Here is a 6,105-nt window from a genome sequence, read left to right as displayed (position 1 = left end):
CCAATATTACATATGTGTCAATATTGGCCTGACCAATCAACACCGCAGACCCGCGAAGCCCACAGAGAAGCAACGATGGATCAGAAATAACCGGCACCTCCCCGGCAAGTGGTTTTCACTCGGTGCAAGCGCCCGAACGCAGTGACCCGGCGAGAAACAGGGACGGCGCCGGCGTCGTAGAGAGCCGCCACCCTCTCTAATCGGTGAAGGCTCGCGCCCGGGGCCAAGTCCACTTTCTTTCCTGCCGGCTTCGCCATGTCGTTTGCAGCAAAGTCTTTTCTCCTCTGAAGCGCACAGCCAGGAGGACAACTCCGGAATCGATATAGGTTGCAACCCATATGAATTCGTGTATGGATCAAGCCCAAAACATGATCGCCAAAGCAGGGCCGGCTTGCTATCATCCGCGCCATTCAGAGGGCCCGAATGCAACCACCTTCCTCCGGACTCCTTCTCGTCACGGGTGCCACCGGCAAAGTGGGCCGCGCGTTCATCCAGCGAGTACTGGAGGACGCCAGTCTTGATCGCTTCCGCGTGCGGGCGCTCTGCCACAACCGTGTGTTGCAGCCTCGCGAACGCCTGGAGTGCGTGCGGGGTTCCATTCAGGATCGCGCGGACGTGCAGCGCGCGCTCGAAAGCGTGACACACGTGCTGCACCTGGCCACAAGCAAGGAAACGCCGGACGAGGTGATGGATGTCGCCGTCAAGGGCATGTTCTGGTTGCTCGAGGGCTGCCGGACAAGCACCACCTTCCGGCAATTCGTGCTGGTCGGCGGCGACGCCGCTGTCGGGCATTTCCACTACGCGCACCCCGTACCGGTGGTAGAAAGCCAGCCGCATACCGCCTACCCTGGATGCTATGCCCTGTCCAAAGTACTGGAAGAAGTAATGCTCCAGCAGTACCAGGTCCAGTATGACCTGAACGGCTGCTGCCTGCGTGCACCCTGGATCATGGAGAAAGACGATTTCCGCTTCACTTTGTCTTTCGGCGACGACGTGTTCGGAGGCCCGCGCTGGCGGGACCTGGTGACAGAGAGCGAAGCGCGCGACCACGTTCGCAGCGGCGCCGTCCCGGTGATGCTTGATCCGGATGGTCAACCAGTGAAGCGCAACTTCGTCCATGTGTGCGATCTTGTGGATGCCATCTTGCTGGCCCTGGACGCACCACGCGCCCGGCAGCAACTGATGAACGTGTGCATGGACGAGCCGCTCGACTATGGCGAGCTTGGCACATACCTGGCACGCACGCGGGGCCTGCCGCTCGTGCCAGTCCGCACACCCTACCGCTCCACGTGGCTGGACAACACCAAGGCGAAGTTCCTGCTGGGCTGGCACCCCCAGTTCGACATGGCCCGGATGGTCGAGTCCGCGTGGACGTACCAACGAGCACCCGACGATCCTCGCATGGTCTGGTATCCCGGCTGAGTTCAGCCGCCCGCTACAGCACCGGGCGGTCAGTAAGGCAAGAGTGCTGCACCCGATCGAACAGATACGAAGACAGGAGACACAAGATGACCCCGATGAAACGACGCAGCTTTGCCGCCATCATGGCGGCCGCCGGCCTGGCATACGCCTGGGCGACACCGGCCTGGAGCCAGGCGAAAGGTAAGAAGCTGGTGATCGGCTTCGCGCAGACCGGCGCCGAAAGCGAGTGGCGCACAGCCAATACGGACTCCGTCAAGGCCGCTGCCAGCGCGGCCGGCTATGAACTGAAGTTCTCAGACGCACAGCAGAAGCAGGAGAACCAGATCAAGGCAATCCGGTCCTTCATCGCCCAGAAGGTGGACGTCATCATCCTCGCACCGCTCGTCACGACGGGCTGGGATACCGTGCTGCGGGAGGCCAAGTCCGCCAAGATCCCCGTCATTCTGGAAAGCCGCAGTGTGGTGGTGAAAGATCCCTCCACCTGGACCACCTTCGTGGGTTCGGACTTCGTCGAGGAAGGCCGGCGCGCCGCGCAGTGGTTGCTTGATAACACCAAGAACACCACCGGCGACGTGAACATCGTCGAATTGCAGGGCACCGTGGGCTCCGATCCCGCGATCGAACGGAAGAAAGGCTTCGAGGAAGGGCTCAAAGCAAATCCTCGCTACAAGATCATCCGCTCGCAGACCGCCGACTTCACCCGCGCCAAGGGCAAGGAAGTCATGGAAGCCTTYCTCAAGGCTGAAGGCAAGAAGGTCAACGTGCTGTACGCACACAACGACGACATGGCCATCGGCGCGATTCAGGCCATCGAGGAAGCAGGCCTGAAGCCGGGCAAGGATATCCTCGTAATCGGCGTGGATGCGGTCAAGGGCGCCTTCGAGGCGATGATCGCCGGCAAGATGAATGTCAGCGTGGAGTGCAACCCCCTGCTTGGCCCCCAGCTGATGGAAGCGGCAGCCAAAGCCGCCTCGGGGCAAACGCTGCCGCGCTGGATCAAGTCGATCGAGGGTGTGTTCCCGGCCGAAGTAGCCGCCAAGGAATTCCCGAACCGCAAGTATTGACACTGACAGTCGGGCCCCGCTGCAAGCCACGGCGGCGGGCCCAGCTGTGGCTCATCATTCTCAGAGTCGCCGCGATGCCGTGAGCTACACCAGGCTGTGTGCCCAGACACCAGACGTCGTGAGATAGCAGGCGTACAGCGACGTCGTGGCCGTGATGAAAAGGCGGTTACCTCGCGGCCCGCCGAACTCTACATTGGCCACCGGCTCGGGAACGAGGATCCGGCCAAGGAGTTCGCCCTGCGGCGAGAAGCAATGCACGCCGTCTCCGGCGCTGGTCCACACATTGCCGCGCAGGTCCACGCGAAGGCCGTCCGGTATCCCAGCATCCACGGTGGCGAAGACTTCGCCGCCTCGCAGCCGGCCGCCGGCTGCCACGTCAAACACTCGAATGTGTCGCGGCCCCTGCGGATCATGTGATGCCCCGGAATCCGCCACATACAGCAGGGTGCCGTCCGGAGAAAACGCCAATCCATTGGGCTGCACGAAGTCCGTGGCGGCAACTTCCACTCGCCCGCTACCGGCGTCGACCCGGAACACGTAGCGGCCACCGTACTCGGGCTCGGCCGCATAACCCTCGTAATCGGACAGGATCCCGTAGGTCGGGTCGGAGAACCACACGGCGCCATCGGGCGCGACAACGGCGTCATTCGGCGAGTTCAGCCGCTTGCCTTCAAAGGCGCTTGCGATCACGATGCGCCGGCCATCGAGCTCGGTGCGGCTGACGCAGCGCGTGCCATGCTCGCAGCTGATCAGGCGGCCTTCGCCATCACGCGTATGGCCGTTGGCGAAGTTGGAGGGCCTGCGAAACTCTACTACGTTGCCMTCGCCTGCGCCGTCGGGCACCCACCGCAGGACGCGGTTGTTGGGGATGTCGCTGAACAGCAGGAAGTCGCCGGCCGGAAAATACACGGGGCCCTCTGCCCAACGCGTGCCGGTGAAGAGCTTTTCTACAAACCCGTTCGGCGGAACCAGTCCGCGAAAACGCACATCGTGCAGCAGGAAATCGCCCCGGATGCCATAGCGGTCAGCCAAGATCACCTCACCCTGGCCGAACGGCCATACAGCAGCAGCATGCACAGGATCAGCGCGCCATAGATGATCTGGCGGCCCGCCTCGGGCATCTGCAGAACCGCAAGCACGCTTTGCAGCAGCACGATGAACACTACGCCTGCAACAGTGCCCAGGTAGCTGCCGCGGCCGCCCAGGATGTTGGTGCCGCCCAGCACGACCGCGGCGATCGCGGGCAGTACGTAGGGATCACCCATGGCCTGGTAGGCGTTAGCCGAGTAGCCGGCGAGCAGTATGCCGGCGAGCGCTGCCAGAGCCCCGCAGGCCACGAAGCACAGCACGATGACTTTGCCGGTGCGCACGCCGGACAGGTAGGCGGCGCGCTCGGTGTTGCCGATGATGTACACGTAGCGGCCGATGGCAGTGCGCGTCAGCACCAGGTAGAACAGCAATGAGACGGCCACCCAGGTCCACACGGCATTGGGCACGCCAAACGTCCTGCCGACGCCCAGTGCACGCATCAGCTCGGTAGCGCCGTGCACCGGTGCATGCCCGCCCGAGTAAAGGACCATCAGGCCCTGCAGCACAGCGTTCGCGCCCAGCGTGAAAATCATCGAAGGGATGCGCAGGATCGCCACCCCCAACCCATTGACCAGGCCGATCAGCGCGCCGCAGGCGATGCCTGCGGGGATCGCCCAGCCGGCGCCATAGGTGGCGCCCGCGGCGGCGGCCATCATTGCCCCGGTGGTGATGGTCCAGGGCACCGACAGGTCAATGTGGCCCAACAGGATGACGGCCATGAGCCCGGCGGCTGTGATGCCAAGGAAGGCGGCGATCTGCAGTTGCAGCAGCAGGTAGCCCGGCATCAGGAAGTTGCTGTTGACGACGCTGGCGGCCAGCAGAAGGGCCAGCGAACACAGGGCCACCATGGCCGGCGGATTCAACAGCAGTCTCTGAAACACACGCTTGCTGGTGGCGGAGGAGCGCGGAGTGTCAACGGAGAGGCTGGTCATCAGAACAGGTCCAGGCGGTTTCGCAGGCGAAGCACGTGCAGCGCGCCGACGCATACAGCCGCCAGGAGGATGAGTCCTTCGAACAGCGGCTGCCAAAGCGCAGGCGCATTGAACACGAACAGCAGGTCGCCAATGGTGCGCAACACGAAGGCACCCAACACCGATCCCACCATGCCCCCTGCGCCCCCATAGAGCGAGGTTCCGCCGATCACGACCGCCGCGATGGAATTGAGGGTGTACAGGCCCGCCTGCGGCGAGCTGGCCTCGCCCGACAGGGAGATCAGCGACAGCAGCAACCCGGCAAGCCCGGAAAGCAGTCCCGCGGCGGTGTACGCGATGAATTTGGCCCGCTGCGACGGAACGCCCGAAAGATAAGCCGCCTGCTCGGACGACCCCACGGCATAACAGGCGCGGCCGATGACCGTGCGCCTGAAGGGCATCCAGCCCAGCACGATGACCGCGGCCAGCAACACCAGCGTTGTGGGAATCGTGCCGAAGAGACGACCGGTCAGCGCGTCTGACAAGCCCTCGCTGACCTCCCCGCCCGGCGCAGGACGCAGCAGCAAGGCCAGGCCGAAGAACACTGCGCCCGTGGCGAGCGTGACGATGATCGGCTGCAGGCGCCCGAATACGACGATTGCACCATTCAGGRCACCGGCCGCCGCCCCGGAGGCCAATACCAGCACCACCCCGAGTGCCACTTGCCAAGGCGCACCGTTCACCACGACGGAGGCCAGGCAACTGGTGAGCACCATCACCATCCCCACGGAGAGGTCCAGGCCGCGCGTGATGACAGGCAGGGTCTGGGCCATCGCAACGATGGCCAGCAGCGCCGCCTTGTTCGAGGCCGTGGTGACGATGCCGACCGATATCGAGCGCGGATGCTCCAGCAGGTACAGCGAAAACATCAGGATGAACACCACCAGCGCACTCAGCGGACCACTGTTGCGGCGCAGCCCTCGCAGCCATTCTTCCCTGTTCATGTGACGGCCTCCGGTTCGGTTGAAGCGAGGGATACGTTGAGGGATGAGGCCACAATCGCCTGCTCGGTGATCTCCTCCCCGACAAGCGTGCGCACGATGCGTCCTTCGTACATGATCAGGATGCGGTCCGCCAGGCCGATCAGTTCTTCGTAGTCGGTGGAGTAGAGCAGGATGGCCACGCCCTGGGAAGCAAGCTGGCGCAGCAGGACATAGATTTCCTGCTTGGTGGCCACATCGATGCCGCGTGTGGGATCGTTCAGCAGGAGCACGCGCGGCTGGGTCATCAGCCACTTGGCGATCACCACCTTCTGCTGGTTGCCCCCGGACAAGGTCTGCACCGGGTCTTCCACGGAACCGATCTTGATGCGCAACTTGTCCACCATCTGCGCCACGGCCGCCTGCTCGCCCCCCGGGCTCAGCAAGCCGTAGCGCGTGAGYGCCTCCAGCTGGGCAAGGCTCGCATTCTCACGGATACTCATGGGCAAGACCAACCCTTCGGTCTTGCGATCCTCCGGGATGAGGGCGATCCCCAGTCCGGGTTGCTTGCATATGTGTGGCGCCAGATTGGTGACCGGTTGACCAAAAACCTCGATTTCGCCGTGCACACCCTTAAGC

At 63.6% G+C, this 6,105-nt stretch carries 6 protein-coding genes; 2 read left to right on the top strand and 4 right to left on the bottom strand.

Annotation, left to right across the window (positions count from 1 at the left end; genetic code table 11):
• Positions 1–423: 423 nt before the first annotated feature.
• Both AC1D1X_RS13415 and AC1D1X_RS13410 read left to right on the top strand, forming a co-directional pair.
• The gene (locus AC1D1X_RS13415; protein WP_477670182.1) at positions 424–1,422 is read left to right on the top strand and encodes an NAD-dependent epimerase/dehydratase family protein; all 999 of its coding nucleotides are present in this window, start codon (positions 424–426) and stop codon (positions 1,420–1,422) included.
• Between the two features lie 86 nt (positions 1,423–1,508).
• Positions 1,509–2,486, top strand: a complete 978-nt coding sequence (locus tag AC1D1X_RS13410; RefSeq protein ID WP_477670183.1) for an ABC transporter substrate-binding protein — start codon at positions 1,509–1,511, stop codon at positions 2,484–2,486.
• Between the two features lie 84 nt (positions 2,487–2,570).
• On the opposite strand, the gene AC1D1X_RS13405 is transcribed toward AC1D1X_RS13410, so the two are convergent.
• The 4 genes from AC1D1X_RS13405 to AC1D1X_RS13390 all read right to left on the bottom strand — a co-directional run.
• A complete protein-coding gene (locus tag AC1D1X_RS13405) occupies positions 2,571–3,518 on the bottom strand; it encodes an SMP-30/gluconolactonase/LRE family protein (RefSeq protein WP_477698445.1) in 948 nt (315 codons plus the stop codon).
• A 2-nt stretch (positions 3,519–3,520) separates the two neighbouring features.
• Positions 3,521–4,507, bottom strand: a complete 987-nt coding sequence (locus AC1D1X_RS13400) for an ABC transporter permease (protein ID WP_457282643.1) — start codon at positions 4,505–4,507, stop codon at positions 3,521–3,523.
• Entirely contained in the window at positions 4,507–5,490 is a 984-nt protein-coding gene (locus tag AC1D1X_RS13395; protein WP_477698444.1) for an ABC transporter permease, read from the bottom strand. The genes AC1D1X_RS13400 and AC1D1X_RS13395 overlap by 1 nt, the downstream gene beginning before the upstream one ends.
• On the bottom strand, positions 5,487–6,105 hold a 619-nt coding region (locus tag AC1D1X_RS13390; RefSeq protein ID WP_477698443.1), incomplete at its 5' end, for an ATP-binding cassette domain-containing protein. The genes AC1D1X_RS13395 and AC1D1X_RS13390, both read right to left, overlap by 4 nt.

The organism is Polaromonas sp. P1_G4 (genome assembly GCF_056405475.1).
The sequence above is the reverse complement of the archived record's forward strand: the minus strand, read 5'-3'. Positions and strand labels throughout refer to the sequence as shown.